Annotated in this window: 16 protein-coding genes; 6 read left to right on the top strand and 10 right to left on the bottom strand. The window is 60.7% G+C overall.

The genetic code is table 11. From position 1 onward, the window contains the following. The first annotated feature begins 68 nt into the window (after positions 1 to 68). On the top strand, positions 69 to 359 hold the full coding sequence (locus H4I97_RS00280; RefSeq protein WP_129333917.1) for a YggT family protein: 291 nt from the start codon (positions 69 to 71) through the stop codon (positions 357 to 359). After that, the gene (locus H4I97_RS00275) at positions 356 to 670 is read left to right on the top strand and encodes a DUF167 domain-containing protein (protein WP_182306002.1); all 315 of its coding nucleotides are present in this window, start codon (positions 356 to 358) and stop codon (positions 668 to 670) included. The genes H4I97_RS00280 and H4I97_RS00275 overlap by 4 nt, the downstream gene beginning before the upstream one ends. 4 nt (positions 671 to 674) lie before the next feature. Here the strand turns inward: H4I97_RS00275 and ppa are convergent, their stop codons facing one another. Beyond that, entirely contained in the window at positions 675 to 1,208 is a 534-nt protein-coding gene (ppa, locus tag H4I97_RS00270) for an inorganic diphosphatase (protein WP_182306001.1), read from the bottom strand. 188 nt (positions 1,209 to 1,396) lie between these two features. On the opposite strand from ppa, the gene H4I97_RS00265 reads away from it, so the two are divergent. Next, entirely contained in the window at positions 1,397 to 2,017 is a 621-nt protein-coding gene (locus tag H4I97_RS00265) for a hypothetical protein (protein WP_182306000.1), read from the top strand. Between the two features lie 19 nt (positions 2,018 to 2,036). Here the strand turns inward: H4I97_RS00265 and H4I97_RS00260 are convergent, their stop codons facing one another. The 4 genes from H4I97_RS00260 to H4I97_RS00245 all read right to left on the bottom strand — a co-directional run bounded on the left by H4I97_RS00260 (position 2,037) and on the right by H4I97_RS00245 (position 8,561). Further along, positions 2,037 to 2,543 (bottom strand): GNAT family N-acetyltransferase, encoded by a 507-nt coding sequence (locus H4I97_RS00260; protein WP_182305999.1) that lies wholly within the window; start codon positions 2,541 to 2,543, stop codon positions 2,037 to 2,039. 202 nt (positions 2,544 to 2,745) lie between these two features. After that, positions 2,746 to 4,578 (bottom strand): translational GTPase TypA, encoded by a 1,833-nt coding sequence (typA, locus tag H4I97_RS00255; RefSeq protein ID WP_182305998.1) that lies wholly within the window; start codon positions 4,576 to 4,578, stop codon positions 2,746 to 2,748. Positions 4,579 to 4,765: 187 nt separating this feature from the next. Beyond that, positions 4,766 to 6,346, bottom strand: coding sequence for an alkaline phosphatase D family protein (locus tag H4I97_RS00250; RefSeq protein ID WP_182305997.1), 1,581 nt, complete (start codon positions 6,344 to 6,346; stop codon positions 4,766 to 4,768). A 127-nt stretch (positions 6,347 to 6,473) separates the two neighbouring features. After that, complete coding sequence (locus H4I97_RS00245; RefSeq protein ID WP_182305996.1) at positions 6,474 to 8,561, bottom strand: M3 family metallopeptidase; 2,088 nt, start codon at positions 8,559 to 8,561, stop codon at positions 6,474 to 6,476. Positions 8,562 to 8,823: 262 nt separating this feature from the next. Between H4I97_RS00245 and H4I97_RS00240 the strand changes: the two genes are divergently transcribed. Next, positions 8,824 to 10,017, top strand: a complete 1,194-nt coding sequence (locus H4I97_RS00240; protein WP_182305995.1) for a multidrug effflux MFS transporter — start codon at positions 8,824 to 8,826, stop codon at positions 10,015 to 10,017. A gap of 52 nt (positions 10,018 to 10,069) precedes the next feature. Here H4I97_RS00240 and H4I97_RS00235 read toward each other — a convergent pair whose 3' ends face one another. Continuing rightward, positions 10,070 to 11,293, bottom strand: a complete 1,224-nt coding sequence (locus H4I97_RS00235; protein ID WP_182305994.1) for an argininosuccinate synthase — start codon at positions 11,291 to 11,293, stop codon at positions 10,070 to 10,072. A 203-nt stretch (positions 11,294 to 11,496) separates the two neighbouring features. On the opposite strand from H4I97_RS00235, the gene H4I97_RS00230 reads away from it, so the two are divergent. Further along, positions 11,497 to 12,360: an SDR family NAD(P)-dependent oxidoreductase gene (locus H4I97_RS00230; protein ID WP_182305993.1), complete on the top strand. Its 864-nt coding sequence runs from the start codon at positions 11,497 to 11,499 to the stop codon at positions 12,358 to 12,360. A gap of 77 nt (positions 12,361 to 12,437) precedes the next feature. Further along, positions 12,438 to 13,079, top strand: coding sequence for a LysE family translocator (locus H4I97_RS00225; RefSeq protein ID WP_182305992.1), 642 nt, complete (start codon positions 12,438 to 12,440; stop codon positions 13,077 to 13,079). 68 nt (positions 13,080 to 13,147) lie between these two features. Here H4I97_RS00225 and H4I97_RS00220 read toward each other — a convergent pair whose 3' ends face one another. The 4 genes from H4I97_RS00220 to rlmN form a co-directional block, all read right to left on the bottom strand. Further along, entirely contained in the window at positions 13,148 to 13,942 is a 795-nt protein-coding gene (locus H4I97_RS00220) for an ABC transporter ATP-binding protein (protein ID WP_182305991.1), read from the bottom strand. Next, positions 13,939 to 14,820: an ABC transporter permease gene (locus H4I97_RS00215; RefSeq protein WP_182305990.1), complete on the bottom strand. Its 882-nt coding sequence runs from the start codon at positions 14,818 to 14,820 to the stop codon at positions 13,939 to 13,941. The genes H4I97_RS00220 and H4I97_RS00215 overlap by 4 nt, the downstream gene beginning before the upstream one ends. Before the next feature lie 82 nt (positions 14,821 to 14,902). Then, the gene (locus H4I97_RS00210) at positions 14,903 to 15,856 is read right to left on the bottom strand and encodes an ABC transporter substrate-binding protein (RefSeq protein WP_182305989.1); all 954 of its coding nucleotides are present in this window, start codon (positions 15,854 to 15,856) and stop codon (positions 14,903 to 14,905) included. 135 nt (positions 15,857 to 15,991) lie between these two features. After that, entirely contained in the window at positions 15,992 to 17,191 is a 1,200-nt protein-coding gene (gene rlmN, locus H4I97_RS00205; RefSeq protein ID WP_378143165.1) for a dual-specificity RNA methyltransferase RlmN, read from the bottom strand. Between the last annotated feature and the right edge of the window lie 179 nt (positions 17,192 to 17,370).

Raw genomic sequence — 17,370 nt, 5'->3', positions numbered from 1 at the left:
TGCCTGCGGCACTTGCCCGATAAGCTGCCAATGTCTACATCTCTGTCAACCTTGAAATGGAGACGATTATGCTGGCGTTGTTTCAAACGATCGATTTGGCCCTCAGCCTTTACACTTGGGTCCTCATCGGGAGTGCCATTTTCTCCTGGCTCTACGCCTTCAACGTGATCAACTCGAGCAATCGTTTCGTCAATTCACTCGGAACGTTCTTCTACAATGTGACCGAGCCGGCATTGCGCCCTATCCGACGCGTACTGCCTGATCTGGGTGGCATCGACATTTCGCCGATCATCGTCCTGCTGATCATCTTTTTCATCCGGTCCCTGATGTGGACGAGCATTTATCCGATCTTCGCTTGAAGCTCCCATATAGCATCCACAGCGACCATTTGCGGCTGTCCGTACGGCTGACGCCGAACGCCGGCCGTGACCAGGTGGACGGCGTCGAGGTCAATGCCAACGACGAAGCGCATCTGAAGGCGAAGGTGACGGCGGTTCCGGAAAAAGGAAAGGCCAACAAAGCCCTCATCGCTCTCCTCGCGAAGGCGGTCGGTGTGCCGAAATCCTCAATTTCGGTGATCTCCGGCGATACCGCCAGACAAAAAGTCCTCCGGATCGACGGCGATCCGAAGGACTTGGCAGAGAAGGTCGAGGCGCTGTTGACGCGCTGAACGCTTACTTGGAGGTCTTGGCGCGCTGCACGGCTTCGAGGATGAGCTGCTTGGCGACGCTGACGTCCTGCCAGCCGCCGATCTTCACCCATTTGCCGGGCTCGAGATCCTTGTAGTGCTCGAAGAAGTGCTCGATCTGCTTCAGTGTGATTTCCGGCAGATCGGTATAGTTCTCAATCTTGTCGTAACGCTGGGTCAGCTGGTGGGACGGGACCGCGATGATCTTCTCGTCCTTGCCGGAATTGTCTTCCATGATCATCACGCCGATCGGGCGGACATTGATGACGCAGCCGGGCAGCAGCGGGCGGGTATTGCAGATCAGCACGTCGATCGGGTCGCCGTCGTCGGACAATGTGTGCGGCACGAAGCCGTAATTGCCCGGGTAGGTCATCGGAGTGTAGAGGAAGCGATCAACGATGAGCGCGCCGGCATCCTTGTCCATTTCATACTTGATCGGATGACCACCGACCGGAACTTCGACGATGACGTTGATGTCGTCGGGCGGGTTCTTGCCAACGGCAATTGCATCGATGCGCATGTATAACCCCATGGGTAGGTTGAAATCCCGGCTGTCCTAATGGGAATCATTGCGCAATGCAACACGGCTTTGGGAGAACGTCTCATCCGCCGTCGCCGCGCGCGGCCTGCCAGGCCCACTGTTTTTTCTACGGCATCTCGCGCCAACCGCAGCATGACTGTTATAACGGCATAAACGGGGGATGCACGATGAAACCACCTATTTCCACATTGCTGGCGGCAGCGCTGATCTGGCCGGTGATCACCCATGCGGCACAGGCCAACGACAGCGCCTATACGGACCTCGACCTCGACAAATGCCGCACGGTCGCAGAGGACGAGATGGGCGCCAGCCTGCTATGTCGTGGGTATGACGGATATGACGTGCACTTCGCCGAGAGCGATCTCCGTCAGAGCACCCTCTACGGCGCAGTCGACAAGAAACTGGAGAACGAAGTCTTCGAGTCCTTCACGGTTTTCAACCATGTCGGCAGCAAGATCGAATGGAGGCGCGACACCGGGGGCAGGCCTTTCGCGACCATCCTCCGCTGGTTCATTGAAAACATCGACGATCAAGCCGGAATGCCGACCAAGGAAAGCAACGGCCAGGTCCTCGTCATTTCCCGTGTCGCCCAGCCGGACGACGGCCTCGGCTGCGTCGTCGGCTACGTGGATGCGCTGTCCAATCCGAAGGCCAACGAACTCGCCCGTCGAGTGGCCGACGAACAGGTGCCGGGATTTACCTGTGGCAGCGATAGAAGCACATGGTTCGGGAAACGCGGCGAAAAGAGCGGTGAACCGACACACGTTTGGCCGGAGACTGCACAGTAAGCTGCGACCTCCACCAGATTTAGTGCCAGATGAAACCCAGCTTCTTCAGCTGCACGTCGCCGAAATCCTCCATGCCCTCGACGGCGTCCACACCACCGTTCGAGCGGAAGAACTGCGAGGCATGGGCGCTCTCCTCGAGGCACCAGACGACGAGACCTGAGCAGCCGAGCGATTTCAGGAGGCGACGCGCTTCGCCGAAAAGGAGGTAACCGAGGCCGATCCCCTGGTATTCCGGGCGGATGTAGATCTCATAGATCTCGCCTTCCTGCGGCAAGGCTCGGGAGCGATTGAGGCCGACCGTCGCGTACCCGGCAATCGTGCCCGCAACATCGACCACGAGGATGGTCGCCGGACCACGCGTGGCCTTGCGCCACCAGGTCTCGCCACGACGCTCGATCATCTTGGCCAGGGCACGATGCGGAATGAGGCCGGCATAAGCATGCTGCCACGAGAGGCGATGCGCCTCCGCGATGGCTGCAGCGTCCTGCGGTTCCGCAGGCCGAACATCAATCGACAACGTCTTCATAACGTCACTCTCGTCCCGTCTGGACAATCTCACGATCCGCCCTTCGAGCGAACGCAGCATTGCCGGCAGACTTGTCATCTGGACCGTAGGCAGAAATTTAACGCTTTTTTAAACGCTGCGACAAGACCGGAGAATTCGTAACCACAAATAAAAACCCCGGTTTTTTAAACCGGGGTTAATGATTTATATTAGAGAAAGCTCATTAAGCCTGTGCGGCACGTGCCTTCTCGAAACGCTTGCGGTCGTTGGCGTCGAGATACGTCTTGCGCAGGCGGATCGACTTCGGCGTGACTTCCATCAGTTCATCGTCCTGGATCCAGGAGAGCGCGCGGTCGAGGGTCATGCGGATCGGCGGGGTCAGCTTGACCGCTTCATCCTTGCCAGCGGCACGGATGTTGGTGAGCTGCTTGCCCTTAAGAACGTTGACTTCGAGGTCGTTGTCACGCGTGTGGATACCGATGATCATGCCGGCATAGACCTTCTCGCCCGGCTCGATCATCATCGGACCGCGGTCCTCGAGATTGAACATGGCATAGGCGACAGCCTCGCCGGCGCCGTTCGACAGCAGCACGCCGTTGGTACGGCCGGCGATCGGACCCTTGTAGGGCTGATAGTCGTGGAACAGGCGGTTCATGATCGCCGTACCGCGGGTATCGGTCAGCAGTTCCGACTGGTAGCCGATGAGGCCGCGGGTCGGCGCGAAGAAGACCAGACGGACGCGGTTGCCACCGGAAGGCCGAAGCTCGGCCATTTCGGCCTTACGCTCGGACATCTTTTGCACGACGATACCGGAATGTTCCTCATCGACGTCGATGACGACTTCCTCGATCGGTTCCATGAGCTGGCCAGTCGTCTCGTCATTGTGCATGACGACGCGCGGACGCGAAACGGCAAGTTCAAAGCCTTCGCGGCGCATGGTCTCGATCAAGACGGCCAGCTGCAATTCACCACGACCGGACACGAAGAAGGAATCCTTGCCTTCGGCCTCTTCGATCTTCAGTGCGACATTGCCTTCGGCTTCCTTGAACAGGCGATCGCGAATGACGCGGCTGGTGACCTTGTCGCCTTCGGTGCCGGCCAACGGGCTGTCGTTGACTAGGAAGGACATGGTAACGGTCGGCGGATCGATCGGCTGGGCGGTGAGCGGCTCGGTGATCAACGGATCGCAGAAGGTGTCGGCAACGGTGCCCTTGGACAGGCCGGCGATCGCGACGATGTCGCCTGCATGGGCTTCCTCGATCGGCTGGCGCTCAATGCCGCGGAAGGCGAGGATCTTGGAGATGCGGCCCGTTTCGATCGTCTTGCCGTCCTGGCCGAGAACCTTGACGGCCTGGTTCGGCTTGATCGAACCCGAATGGATGCGGCCGGTGATGATGCGGCCGAGGAAGGGGTTGGCTTCGAGGATCGTGCCGATCATGCGGAAGGCACCGTCTTCGTCACCGACGCTCGGCTCCGGAACATGTTCCAGCACGAGGTCGAGCAGCGGAGCCAGACCCTGGTCCTTCGGGCCTTCTGGGTTGACGTTCATCCAGCCGTCGCGACCCGAACCGTAGAGGATCGGGAAGTCGAGCTGTTCGTCGGTCGCGTCGAGATTGGCGAACAGGTCGAAGACTTCGTTGATGACTTCTTCGTGGCGACCGTCCGGACGGTCGATCTTGTTGATCGCGACAATCGGCCGAAGACCGACCTTCAGCGCCTTGCCGACGACGAACTTGGTCTGCGGCATCGGACCTTCCGAAGCGTCGACCAGAACGATCGCGCCGTCCACCATGGACAGGATGCGCTCGACTTCGCCGCCGAAGTCGGCGTGGCCGGGGGTGTCGACGATGTTGATACGGGTGTTCTTCCATTCAACCGAAGTCGCCTTCGCGAGAATGGTGATGCCGCGCTCCTTTTCCAGATCGTTCGAATCCATGACGCGTTCGGCGACGCGCTGGTTTTCGCGGAACGAACCGGACTGCTTCAGGAGCTCGTCCACAAGGGTCGTTTTCCCATGGTCGACGTGCGCAATGATGGCGATATTGCGAAGTTTCATATCAGGTATCTCTGGGGCTGGGCGCGAAATGGACGGGGCGCCTTGTTTGTTTGGCGCGCTCATACCGTGTTTTTTGCATTTGCGAAAGAAAAAAAGGCAAAGGCCCTGGCTGATGCCTTTCTCGGAAACCCTCTCACTGTCGATCGAGATGGAAGGCAGGGCCGCCGAGGCGACCCTGCCGCAGAGCTCAGGCGTTGCGGACCGGATCGAGCGTTACCTTGTAGAGCTCGTTGTCGTCACGATCCATGAGGCGGACCGTCAGCTGCTCGCTCTGCCCGTCGATGTCGACGAGGCCAAAGAACTGCAGTCCCATCGACGGCGGCAGGTTTTGGCCCCGTTCGGCCGTCGGCCCCTTCACAAACTTCAGTTCCGGCCCGAACGTCATGTCGAGGTCATTGGGTCCGAACGTGCCTGCGTGGAGCGGACCGGAAACGAACTCCCAGAACGGTTCGAAATCCTGGAACTGCGCCTTGTCGGGGTTGTAATAGTGTGCAGCCGTGTAATGCACGTCGGCGGTCAGCCACACGGTGTTGGTGATGCCGGCCGTCTTGATGTAGCGCAGAAGGTCGGCAATCTCGAGCTCACGTCCCTTTGCGGAACCGTGGTCACCCTGCGCGATCGCTTCTGCCCCCTTTCGGTTCTTGGAGTCGTCCCAGACGATGACGCCGATCGGCATATCGCAGGCGATCACCTTCCAGGTTGCCTTCGAAGCGGCGAGCTCGCGCTTCAGCCAGTTGGCCTGCTCGACGCCCATGATCCGGGCCTCGGGCGAAAGCTCGTTTTCCATGCTGTCGTGATTGGGGCCGCGGTAGGAGCGCAGGTCAATGAAGAAAACGTCGACGAGCGGGCCGTAGGCGATCTTGCGGTATACCCGCCCCGGCTCGGCAGGTGTATAGCGGATCGGCGTCATCTCGTGGAAAGCGCGCGCCGCGCGGGCAGAGAGAAGGGCAACGGATTTCTCGGTATACCGATCGTCGCTCGTCAAATCCTTCGACGCGGACCAGTTGTTGACGACCTCGTGGTCGTCCCACTGGAAGAACGTCGGACAGACGGCATTGAAGTCACGGACGTGGCTATCCAGCATGTTGTACTTCCACTGCCCGCGATACTCGGCCAGCGTTTCGGCTACCTTGCGCTTTTCGTCGATCAGCACGGTGTTCTTCCAGAGACTGCCGTCGGAGAGCGCGACCTCGTCCTTCATCGCGCCGTCTGCATAGATCGTGTCACCGGAGTGAATGAAGAAGTCCGGCTGATACTTGGCCATCGTTGAATAGGTCTTCATGCCGGTTTCGTCGATGCCCCAGCCCTGCCCCGCGGTATCTCCCGACCAGGCAAAACGCACGGAGCGCTTCGAGGCCGGCGCTGTGCGGAAGCGACCCGTAACGGGCTCGGAGAGTGTGTTGATCGAAGACAGGTCGGCCGCAACGAAACGGTAGAAGATGTCCTGATCAGAAGGCAGTTCCGTCAACAGGCGCTTTACGGCGAAATCGCTTTCCGGCAGTGCATCGAGCGGTGCCAGCTTGACAGCGTTGGAGAAGCTCTCGTTCGTTGCGTACTCCATGAATATCCGCGAGGGACGATCAACCCGGCCCCAGATCATACCCGAAGAGACGTCGACGTCGCCCGACTGGACACCGTGCGTGAAGACCGGACGCTCCGCGGCACGGGCATAGAACGGCAGTGGCAGGCCCGACCCGGCGACGATGCCGGTCGCGCCTGCCGACAGAAGAAACGAACGACGCGACAGCGCCTTCAGTGACTGCGTCATGAAACCTCTCCTCGTTTTGGCTGGCGGGCGACCATCGCCCGCCGGCGGAAACAATCAGAGTTTCATGTCAGTCACTTGATCCGCAGATGAAACTTACGTCACCGTTCTGTGACACACCCGCGGCAGTTCAGGCGTCGCTGCCGTGGATTTCCTCCATCATCGCCAGTCCCTTCTTGCGCAGCATCGCGTCAGGTTCCGGCAATTTGCCCCGGAATGCCCGGTAAGCGTCCTCCGGATCGACCGAACCGCCCACCGAATAGATGTTGTCCTTCAACTTCTTGGCCATCGCCGTGTCGAAGGCGTCACCGGTTTCCTCGAAGGCCGCGAACGCATCCGCATCGAGAACTTCCGACCACATGTACGAATAGTAGCCTGCCGAATAGCCGCCGGCGAAGATGTGTTGAAAGTGCGGCGTGGCGTGCCGCATCACGATCGAACTTGGCATGCCGATCTCCTTCAAGACGTCCTCCTGCACAGCCATAGGGTCGTCGACTGCTGTCCGCGTGTGGAACGCCATGTCGACCAGGGCAGAGGATGTGAACTCCACGGTGTTGAAGCCAGCGTTGAACGTACGGGCCGCCAGCACCTTGTCGAGGAGCGATTTCGGCATCGGCTCGCCGGTCTCGTAGTGGACAGCGTAGCGCTTCAGGATTTCCGGAACGGTCAGCCAGTGTTCATAGAGCTGCGACGGCAGCTCCACAAAGTCACGCGAAACGCCTGTGCCGGCGACCGAAGGATAGGTTACGTTTGACAGCATGCCATGCAGGGCATGGCCGAATTCGTGAAACAGCGTGCGTGCGTCATCGAGCGAAAGCAGCGCCGGCTTGCCTTCTGCAGGCTTCGCGAAATTGCAGACATTGTAGATGATCGGCATTTCACCTGTGGTGCCGTTCTTCATCGTCAGCTTGTGCTGGGAGCGGAAGGCGCTCATCCATGCGCCCGACCGCTTGGAGGGGCGGGCGAAATAATCGCCGAGGAAGAGTGCGACAAGCGTCCCGCTCCGGTCGCGGATCTCGAAGACGCGGACGTCCGGATGGTAGGCCGGAATTCCCTTCTTTTCGGCTGCGATGATGCCGAAGAGCCGGCCGGCCACATCGAAGCAGGCATCAATGATCTTCTCGAGCTGGAGATAGGGCTTCAGTTCGGCTTCGGAAAAATCAAACTTCTGCGCCCGGATCTTTTCTGCGTAATGGCGCCAGTCCCAGGGCATGACCTCGTGATTGCGCCCCTCTCCGGCGATCAGGCGGACAATGTCCGCCTCCTCTTCTCCGGCACGGCGGACAGCCTTCTCCCAAACCGTCATCAGGAGATGGTTCACGGCACCAGCCGTTTTCGCCATCGTATTGTCCAGCTTGAACTCGGCGAAGTCGGCATAGCCGAGCAGGTCGGCCAGTTCCTGCCGAAGCGAGAGCGTCTCCCGCACGATGCCGCGATTGTCGGTTTCACCCTCGTTCATTCCACGAGCGGTCCAGGCCCTGAAGGCCTGTTCGCGCAGGTCGCGCCGCTCGGAAAAGGTGAGGAACGGTTCGATGATCGAGCGAGAAAGAGTAACGGCGTACGTGCCCTCCGCCCCACGTTCGCGGGCAGCAGCCGCCATCGCATCCTTCAGGAAATCCGGCAGGCCGGAAAGCTCCGCATCGGAGGACAAGATCAGCGACCAGTTCTTCTCGTCGGCCAGCACGTTCTGCCCAAACCGGGCCCCCAGGCCCGCCAGTCGTTCGTTGATCTCGGCAAGCCTCTGCTGCTGTGGCTTGGCGAGCAAGGCACCGGACTTGACGAAGCCCTTCCAATGCCGCTCGAGGACACGCGTCTCCTCAACCGACAGATCCAGCGTCTCGCGCTCCCGCCAAAGCGTGTCGATGCGCGCGAAGAGCGCAACATTCATCCCGATCTTCGAATAGTGACGCGACAGCTTTGGCGCGATCTCTCGCTCGAGCGCCTGGATCGTTTCGTTGGTGTGGGCTCCCGCGCGATTCCAAAACAGCGCCGAAATCCGGGAAAGACTTTCTCCGGCGATCTCCAGCGCCGTGACCGTATTTGCAAACGTCGGGGGTTCCGGATTGCCGGCAATCGCCTCGATTTCCGTATCATGCTCCAGGAAAGCCGCCTCGAAGGCCGGCGCGAAATCGCCGTCGGACACCGCCTCGAACCGGGGCAATCCCTGGAACCCGTTCCATTCGGTGAGCGCGGTATTGAGCGAAGAAGCTGCAGCCATCTCGTATTCCCTTCATCTGGTCGCTCGCGGCCGACCGGCGGGTTGGACATGTCTACCGATATGGGGCGGCGAGCGCTGCCTTGGCAAGGACCGGCAGGCACAAAACCCGTCACGGTAGGCGGTTCTTCCGAACCAGCCGGAGGCGCGCGAGGCCCTGTCATTTGCCTCTCGTCAAATCTGGGCGGGAGGCTTATGGTCCGCACACTTGCGCCTTTTTCCAGCGGCGCTCCTCCCGCGCAACGTGTTCACCGGTCAGAGAGCAATGGCACCAAAGCGAATGAGCGAAAGCCGAACGTCGTTGATCGGCGCGCTGCTGACGACCATCGGCCCCGTTTCGATGGCGATCTATACGCCGGCCATGCCCGAACTCGTGCATGCCTTCGGCACATCGGACGCCGCCATCAAGCTCAGCCTTTCACTCTATTTCTTTGGGTTTGCCTTCGCACAGCTGCTCGCGGGACCGGTCTCGGACGCCTTCGGGCGGCGGATCGCCACGCTCTCCTTTCTCGGCGTTTATCTGCTGGGAAGCCTGCTTGCGGCCTTCGCACTATCCGTCGAACTGCTACTTGCCGGCCGGCTCGTTCAGGGCGTCGGGGCATCGGTCGGCATCACGGTCTCGCGTGCGATCGTGCGGGATCAGTTCACCGGCCCGGAGGCCGCACGCATCCTCAACATGATCGGCATCATGCTGGCGATCGGCCCGGCGGCCGGTCCGACCCTTGGCGGCCTCGCCCTCGCCCTTTCCGGATGGCAGGCCGTGTTCTTCCTGATGGTGGGCTTCGGCATCCTCAGCTGGCTCGTCGTTGCCTTCCTGATGCGCGAGACGACGACTGCAGATCGTGCACTTATCAAGCCGTCCCGTCTTCTCGGCGCATATGCCACGCTCGTTACAGACATGCGGGTGCTTCTCGCAGCCTTCGTGCTCGCCGGCACGGTGGGCGCCCTCTACGCGCAGGCGACGATGCTGCCCTTCATCCTGATCAAGAGAGTCGGTCTGAGTCCGGCCGAATTCGGATTTGGAATGCTGATGCAAACCGGCTCCTTCTTTTTCGGATCTGTCGCGCTCCGGATTCTCTCACCACGCCTCGGTGAGCGACGAGCGCTTCTGACCGGCTTGGCACTCGCCGGAACCGGAGGTGCATGCATTGCCCTTTCGGTCGCTTTTGTCGACCCGAGCTTCCTTTCCATCATGGTACCGGTCGCCATCTGCGCCTTTGGCATGGCCTTCGTGATTCCCTACATCACGACCGCGGGGCTGCAGCCGCATCCGGCGATCGCCGGTTCGGCCGCGGCCCTGATCGGCTTCGTGCAGATGGGCTCCGGCTTTCTCGGTGGTCTTGCAGGAGCGCTGATCGGCGATCCGCTGCGGGCGTTCGGGATCGTCATTCCGGCAATGGAGTTTATCGCAATCCTCGCCTATCTCGGCTTTCTCCGCGCAAGCCGCAGAATGGCATGAAAAAAGCCTGCCACGCTCTCGCGCGGCAGGCTTTTCGCAGGTTCGGAATCGGTCAGTTACCGAGGTTACGCTTGGCGAGCGTGCGCAGGCGCAGCGCATTGAGCTTGATGAAGCCGGCGGCGTCCTTCTGGTCGTAGGCACCCTGGTCGTCCTCGAACGTCACCAGCTTGTCGGAATAGAGCGACTTGTCGCTCTCGCGGCCGATGACCATGACATTGCCCTTGTAGAGCTTCAGCGTGACTTCGCCTTCGACATGTTCCTGGCTCTTGTCGATGAGCGCCTGGAGCATTTCGCGTTCCGGCGAGAACCAGAAGCCGTAATAGATGAGCTCGGCATAGCGCGGCATGATCTCATCCTTGAGGTGGGCGGCGCCACGGTCGAGCGTGATGGATTCCATCGCACGGTGCGCAGCCAGAAGGATGGTGCCGCCGGGCGTTTCGTAGACGCCGCGCGACTTCATGCCGACGAAGCGGTTCTCGACGAGGTCGAGGCGGCCGATGCCGTTGTCGCGGCCATAATTGTTCAACTCGGCGAGCAGCGTTGCCGGGCTCATCTCGACACCGTTGATGGAGCAGGCATCGCCCTTGCGGAAGCCGATCTTGATGACGGTGGCCTTGTCGGGTGCGGCTTCCGGCGAGATCGTGCGCATATGCACGTATTCGGGCGCTTCCTGCGCCGGGTCTTCCAGAACCTTGCCTTCGGAGGAGGAGTGCAGAAGGTTGGCGTCGACCGAGAAGGGAGCCTCGCCCTTCTTGTCCTTGGCGACCGGGATCTGGTGCTGTTCGGCGAAGTTCAGGAGGTCCGTGCGGCTCTTGAACGCCCAGTCGCGCCACGGCGCGATGATCTTGATGTCGGGGTTCAGCGCATAGGCCGAGAGTTCGAAGCGAACCTGGTCGTTACCCTTGCCGGTGGCGCCATGGGCGATGGCATCCGCGCCGGTCTTCTTTGCGATCTCGATCAGATGCTTCGAGATCAGCGGGCGAGCAATCGACGTGCCGAGCAGGTAGACGCCTTCATAGACGGCATTGGCACGGAACATCGGGAAGACGAAATCGCGGACGAATTCCTCGCGGACGTCCTCGATGAATATCTCCTTGATGCCCAGCATCTCGGCCTTCTTGCGCGCCGGTTCCAGTTCCTCCCCCTGACCGAGATCGGCAGTGAAAGTGACGACTTCAGCGCCGAGTTCGGTCTGCAGCCATTTCAGGATGATGGATGTGTCGAGGCCGCCGGAATAGGCGAGAACGACCTTCTTGACGTCTTTCGGAAGTGCCATGTCGAGTTCCACTTGTATCGGATAGCAGTGAGCAGAGTGCGTATTTGGCGGCACTTTTAGCGAGATTATCGCCACGTGCAAGGGGAACCGACGCCTGACAAGAGCGACTGGCGTTGAACGGAGCACGCGTCAAATTGGAGATTTGACCTTCCGGTCGCCATAGGCCATATCACCCCTTCACCCGAAGAGCTGAGGAGATTTGCATGACAAGACTTCACGCGGCGTTCAAGAAGGGGAATCTCGCTGTGGTCACCGGCGGGGCGTCGGGGATCGGTTTGGCCGCTGCCAAGTACTTTGCACGCCTCGGCATGTGCGTGGTAATCGCCGATCTCGTCGGCGAGCGACTGGCCGAAGCTGAAGCCGCAGTCGCAGCGCTCTCCCATAGCGGAGCGACCGACGTGGTTGCCATTCCGACAGACGTGTCGAAGCGGGAGGAACTCGAGGCGCTGGAGCGCACCGTGGTTCAGCGTTTCGGTCGAGTCCACGTGCTGATGAACAACGCGGGGATCCAGCCGGGCAGCGCCATCTTCGGGCCGCAGGCCAACTGGGACAATGTGCTCGCCGTCAACCTGATGGGTGTCGTCAATGGCAGCCGCACCTTCGGGCCCGGCATGATCTCCCACGGAGAACCGGCACTCATCATCAACACCGGTTCGAAGCAGGGCATCACCACGCCGCCCGGAGATCCGGCCTACAACGTCTCTAAGGCAGGCGTGAAAGTTTTCACCGAAGCGCTGCAGCACGAGCTGCGAAATACGCAAGGTTGCCATGTCTCGGCTCATCTGCTCGTCCCCGGCTTCGTCTTCACGCCACTCACTGCAAACGGGCGGACTGAAAAGCCGGCCGGCGCCTGGACGCCGGAACAGACGGTCGACTTCATGATGGACAGCCTCTCGAAGGGCGATTTCTACATTCTGTGCCCGGACAACGAGGTTGATCGCCGCACCGACGAAATACGCATGCTCTGGGCGGCAGGAGACATCGTGGAGAACCGCCCGCCCCTCTCCCGCTGGCACGCCGATTACGCAGACAGTTTCAAGGCCCATCTCGTCGAGAAGCAAAGCTGATTGGCAAGCGATCCCGGGCCCGGTATGGATGATGCGATAGCGTCGCCTTCCGGGCTTTCCTCATTGCGGACCTTCTGATGGACTTCATTCCGAGCTTTGCCACCATCCTCGCCTTCAGCCTTGCGATCTTCCTGCTTGCGATCACGCCCGGGCCCGACATGACGCTGTGGATCAGCCGTTCGCTGCGAGACGGTCGCGCGACAGGGCTAATGACGCTCGCCGGCACGAGCTTCGGGATTTCCATTCACACGATACTGGTCGCCTTCGGCATTTCAGCACTGATCGTCGCCTCGCCGATGGCGTTCACCATCCTGAAGACCGGCGGCGCGGGCTATCTGCTGTGGCTTGCCATCCAGGCGGTGCGCCATGGTTCGAATTTCGTCGTTCGCGCCGACGGCGACCGCCAGTCGGCTCCGGTAAAGGCGTTCCTGAACGGCCTATGGGTCAATCTGCTGAACCCCAAGGTCATCATCTTTTTCATGACCTTCCTGCCGCAGTTCGTCAGCGCCAGCGACCCGCATGTCACCGGCAAACTTCTTTTCCTCGGCATATGGTCGATCATCCTGTCACTGCCGATCGGGCTTGCGATCATCTTCATGGCAGACGGACTGTCGGCATGGCTGCAGACGAACCGAAAGGTACTGCGTGCCATTGACTACACCTTCGCCGGCGTCTTTTCGATCTTCGCCGTGAAGATCTTCTTTACCCAGGCACGTTGAAGGCCAAATGAAAATGGCGCCGGGCTGAAGCCAGGTGCCATTCTCGAAAAGACCACCGCCGGGCGAAATCAGCCGATCAGCAGCTCGTCGTCATCCAGCGTCTGCCCGCGAATCTTGCGGAACATGGCGATGAGGTCCTCGACCTGCAGGTCCTTGCGGCTGTCACCGGACACGTCGAGCACAATCTCACCGGCGTGCAGCATGATCGTGCGGGTGCCGTAGTCCAGTGCTTGGCGCATGGAGTGCGTGACCATCAGGGTCGTCAGCTTGCGCTCCGCGACGATCGACTGGGTGAGTTCCATGATAAACTCGGCCATGCCCGGATCGAGCGCCGCCGTATGCTCGTCGAGCAGCAGGACTTCCGAGCCGGCAAGCGTCGCCATGACTAGCGACACGGCCTGCCGCTGTCCGCCGGAGAGCAGATCCATGCGGTCGCCCATGCGGCTTTCCAAGCCGAGATTGAGTGCAGCGATGCGATCTCTGAACTCTGCCCGGCGATTACCACCGAGAGCGTCTGCCAGTCCGCGCCGCCTGCCGCGCATGGCCGCAAGAGCGAGGTTCTCGGCGATGCGGAGCGCACCACAACTTCCGGCCAGCGGGTCCTGAAAGACGCGTGCGACCAGTCCAGCGCGCTGCGCTGTCGTCTTCCGGGTCACATCGGCGTTGCCGATGGTGACGCGACCACCGGTCGGAAGAACATCTCCGGCCAATACTCCGAGCAGTGTCGACTTGCCAGCGCCGTTGGAGCCGATGACGGTGACGAACGAGCCTGTTTCGATGGCGAGGCTGACGCCCGAAAGCGCCTGCTTCTGAAGCGGCGTACCGCGGCCGAAAACGACCTGGATGTTTTCGAGCGAGATCATGACGAGGCTCCTCCGCGACGCAGTCTCGGAAGAACAAGCGCGACGGCCACGAGAACAGCAGTGACGAAGTTGAGGTCGGACGCCTTCAGACCGAGCACGTCGGAGGACAGCGCGAGCTGAATGGCGAGGCGGTAAGCGATCGAACCGACAATGCAGCCGATGAGCGCTATCAGCAGACCACGGTTCCCGAACAGGGTTTCGCCAATAATGACGGCGGCGAGGCCCACCACGATGGTGCCGACACCGGCGGTGACGTCGGCAAAGCCGTTGGTCTGCGCAAACAACGCCCCACCGAGCGCGACGAGCGCGTTGGATATCGCCATGCCGAGATAGATCTGGTTACCGGTTTGCACACCCTGCGCACGAGCCATGCGGGAATTGGCGCCGGTCGCCCGCATCGCGAGTCCGGCGTCGCTTTCCAGAAAGCGCCAAACGAGAAGAACCGCAACGCCGACAAGCACAAAGAGAAACAGCGGCCGGACGTAATAGTCGGCAAGTCCATGCCCGTAGAAGGGCGTGAGCATCGTGTCCTGGTTGAGCAACGCAACGTTCGGCTTGCCCATGACCCGCAGATTGACCGAGAACAGCGCGATCATCGTCAGGATCGAGGCCAGCAGGTTGAGGATCTTGAAGCGAACGTTGAGCACCGCGGTGACCAATCCGGCGACAGAACCGGCAGCCATCGCAACGGCCGTTGCAAGCCACGCATTGAGCCCTGCGATGATGAGAACGGCGGCTACAGCTGCTCCGAGGGGAAACGACCCATCGACGGTGAGGTCAGGAAAATCGAGGACGCGGAAGGCCAGATATACGCCGATGGCAACAAAGGCGAAGACCAGGCCGAGCTCGACGGCACCCCAGAAGGCGATTTGGCTCACGGCGGACAGTCCTTGTTCAACCCGGCACCTGTGCACGGGCAATGAGCAAGGCCGCCTTTGCGGCGGCCTCGCAATGATTGAGTTATTCGATGACCTTCGTCGCCCGCTTCACGATGCTTTCCGGAAGCTCGACACCCATCTTGACGGCGGCGGACTTGTTGATGACGAGATCCGTGCCGGCCGCGACGCGAACCGGAATGTCGCCGGGAGCCTCGCCCTTGAGGACGCGTGCGACGATCTCACCGGTCTGCTTGCCGACATCGAAATAGTTGAAGCCGAGAGCAGCAACTGCGCCGCGGGCAACCGAATCCGTATCGCCGGCGTAGAGCGGGATCTTTGCTTCGACGGCGACACCGACGGCAGCCTCGAAAGCCGAAACGATGGTGTTGTCAGTCGGGATGTAGATGACGTCGGCGCGGCCGACGAGCGCGCGTGTCGCCCCCTGCACTTCCGCCGACTTGGTAGCCACCGATTCGACGACTTCGAGGCCTGCCTTCTCGGCTTCCGCCTTGAGTGCGGCAAGCGTCGAGACGGAGTTGGCTTCCGCAGAATTGTAGACGAACCCGATGGTCTTGGCGTTGGGCGTGATTTCCTTGATCAGCGCAACGTGATCGGCGACGGGGGACATGTCGGAGAGACCAGTCACGTTGCCGCCGGGCTTCTGCATGTCCTTGACCAGCTGTGCGCCGAGCGGATCGGACACCGCCGTGAAGACGACGGGAATGTCACGGGTGGCGGCCACGACGGCCTGTGCCGAAGGGGTGGAGATCGGAACGATCACGTTCGGGCTTTCGCCGATGAACTGCCGAGCGATCTGGGCGGCAGTGCCCGGATTACCCTGCGCCGACTCATAGAGGAACTTGAGGTTCTCTCCCTCTTTGAAGCCGGCTTCCGCCAGGGCTTCCTTGACACCGTCGCGTGCGGCGTCAAGCGCCGGGTGCTCGACGATGGCCGTGACGGCAACCGTCACTTCATCTGCACGGACCGGCATGGCAAGGGCCGTGGCAGCTACGAGGGCAAGTACGAGAGCGCGCATGAGTTCATCTCCAATCTCTGTCGCTTACTGGCGGCCTTCTTAGGCAGATGATCGGATGAAATCAATCGCGATCCAAGCGGCGGAATACGGAATCAAGCACCAAAACGCGGGCTTTCCGTTCTGCCGGAGCGTTTTTTAGTCGTCTTCGCCGTGATTGGCGATCATCATCGCCTCGAACGCCAGTCGATCGGTCTTGCGCATGCGCTCAGACTCGGACTTGAGCTGACCGCAGGCAGCGAGAATGTCACGGCCACGTGGCGTGCGGATCGGCGAGGCGTAACCTGCCTGATTTATGAAATCGGCGAATTTTTCGATCTGCGCCCAGTCGGAACACTGGTAGTTCGTGCCAGGCCACGGATTGAACGGAATCAGGTTGATCTTGGCCGGGACGCCTTTCAGCAGCTGCACCAGTCCCTTCGCGTCCTCGAGGCTGTCGTTGACGTCCTTAAGCATCACGTATTCGAAGGTAATGCGGCGTGCGTTCGAAAGACCCGGGTAAGCACGGCAGGCGGCGATCAGCTCCTTCAAAGGATACTTCTTGTTGATCGGAACCAGCATATCGCGAAGTTCGTCGCGCACGGCGTGCAGCGAGATCGCGAGCATGACGCCGATCTCCTCGCCCGTGCGATAGATTTCCGGCACCACGCCGGAAGTGGAAAGCGTGATGCGCCGTTTGGAAAGCGAGAGGCCATCACCGTCGGAAGCGATCAGCAGCGCACGCTTGACCTCTTCGAAGTTGTAGAGCGGCTCGCCCATGCCCATCATGACCACGTTGGTGATCTTGCGATCACTGGAAGGCACCATGGCACCGACGGGCACGTCACGATCGGGAAAATCGCCAAGACGATCCCGCGCGAGCAACAATTGCGAAAGGATTTCTTCGGAGGTGAGATTTCGGACCAGTTTCTGCGTTCCGGTGTGGCAGAAAGAACAGGTAAGCGAGCACCCAACCTGGCTCGAGATACAGAGTGTCCCGCGGCCCTCTTCGGGAATATAGACGGTTTCAACTTCGACGGGGCGACCAGCTCCACGTGGCGGAAAGCGCAGCAGCCATTTGCGGGTGCCGTCGTTCGAGACCTGCTCCTCGACGATTTCCGGCCGGGCTACGGTGAAGTTCGCCTTCAGCATTTCGCGCATGTCCTTCGCGACATTGCTCATGGCGTCAAAGTCGGAGATTCCGCGGACGTAGATCCAGTTCCAGATCTGCGCGACGCGCATCTTGACCTGCTTCTCGGGCACACCCTTGTCGCGCAGCGCCGCAGCAAGCTGCTCCCGGTCGAGGCCGATCAGCGACGGCTTGCCGGAGATAGCGTCCTGGACCGGCGCGAGTGCCATCTTGGGCTTGCCTGAAATTACTGCGTCGAGAGAAGCCATACTGTTTCGCCTCACGCACCATGCCTTACCCGCGATCCTGTCGTTACGGGTGTGCCGGTCGTCTAGTTACTATCGAGTTCCACTGGGGAATTGGGTTTAATGCGGACCATATAGGTTTCCTGGCCGCCCATTACCATCAA

The sequence above is a fragment of the Ciceribacter thiooxidans genome, assembly GCF_014126615.1.
GTDB classification, from domain to species: Bacteria; Pseudomonadota; Alphaproteobacteria; order Rhizobiales; family Rhizobiaceae; genus Allorhizobium; species Allorhizobium thiooxidans.
Note: the sequence above shows the minus strand (reverse complement) of the source record. Positions and strands in the feature narration are given on the sequence as shown.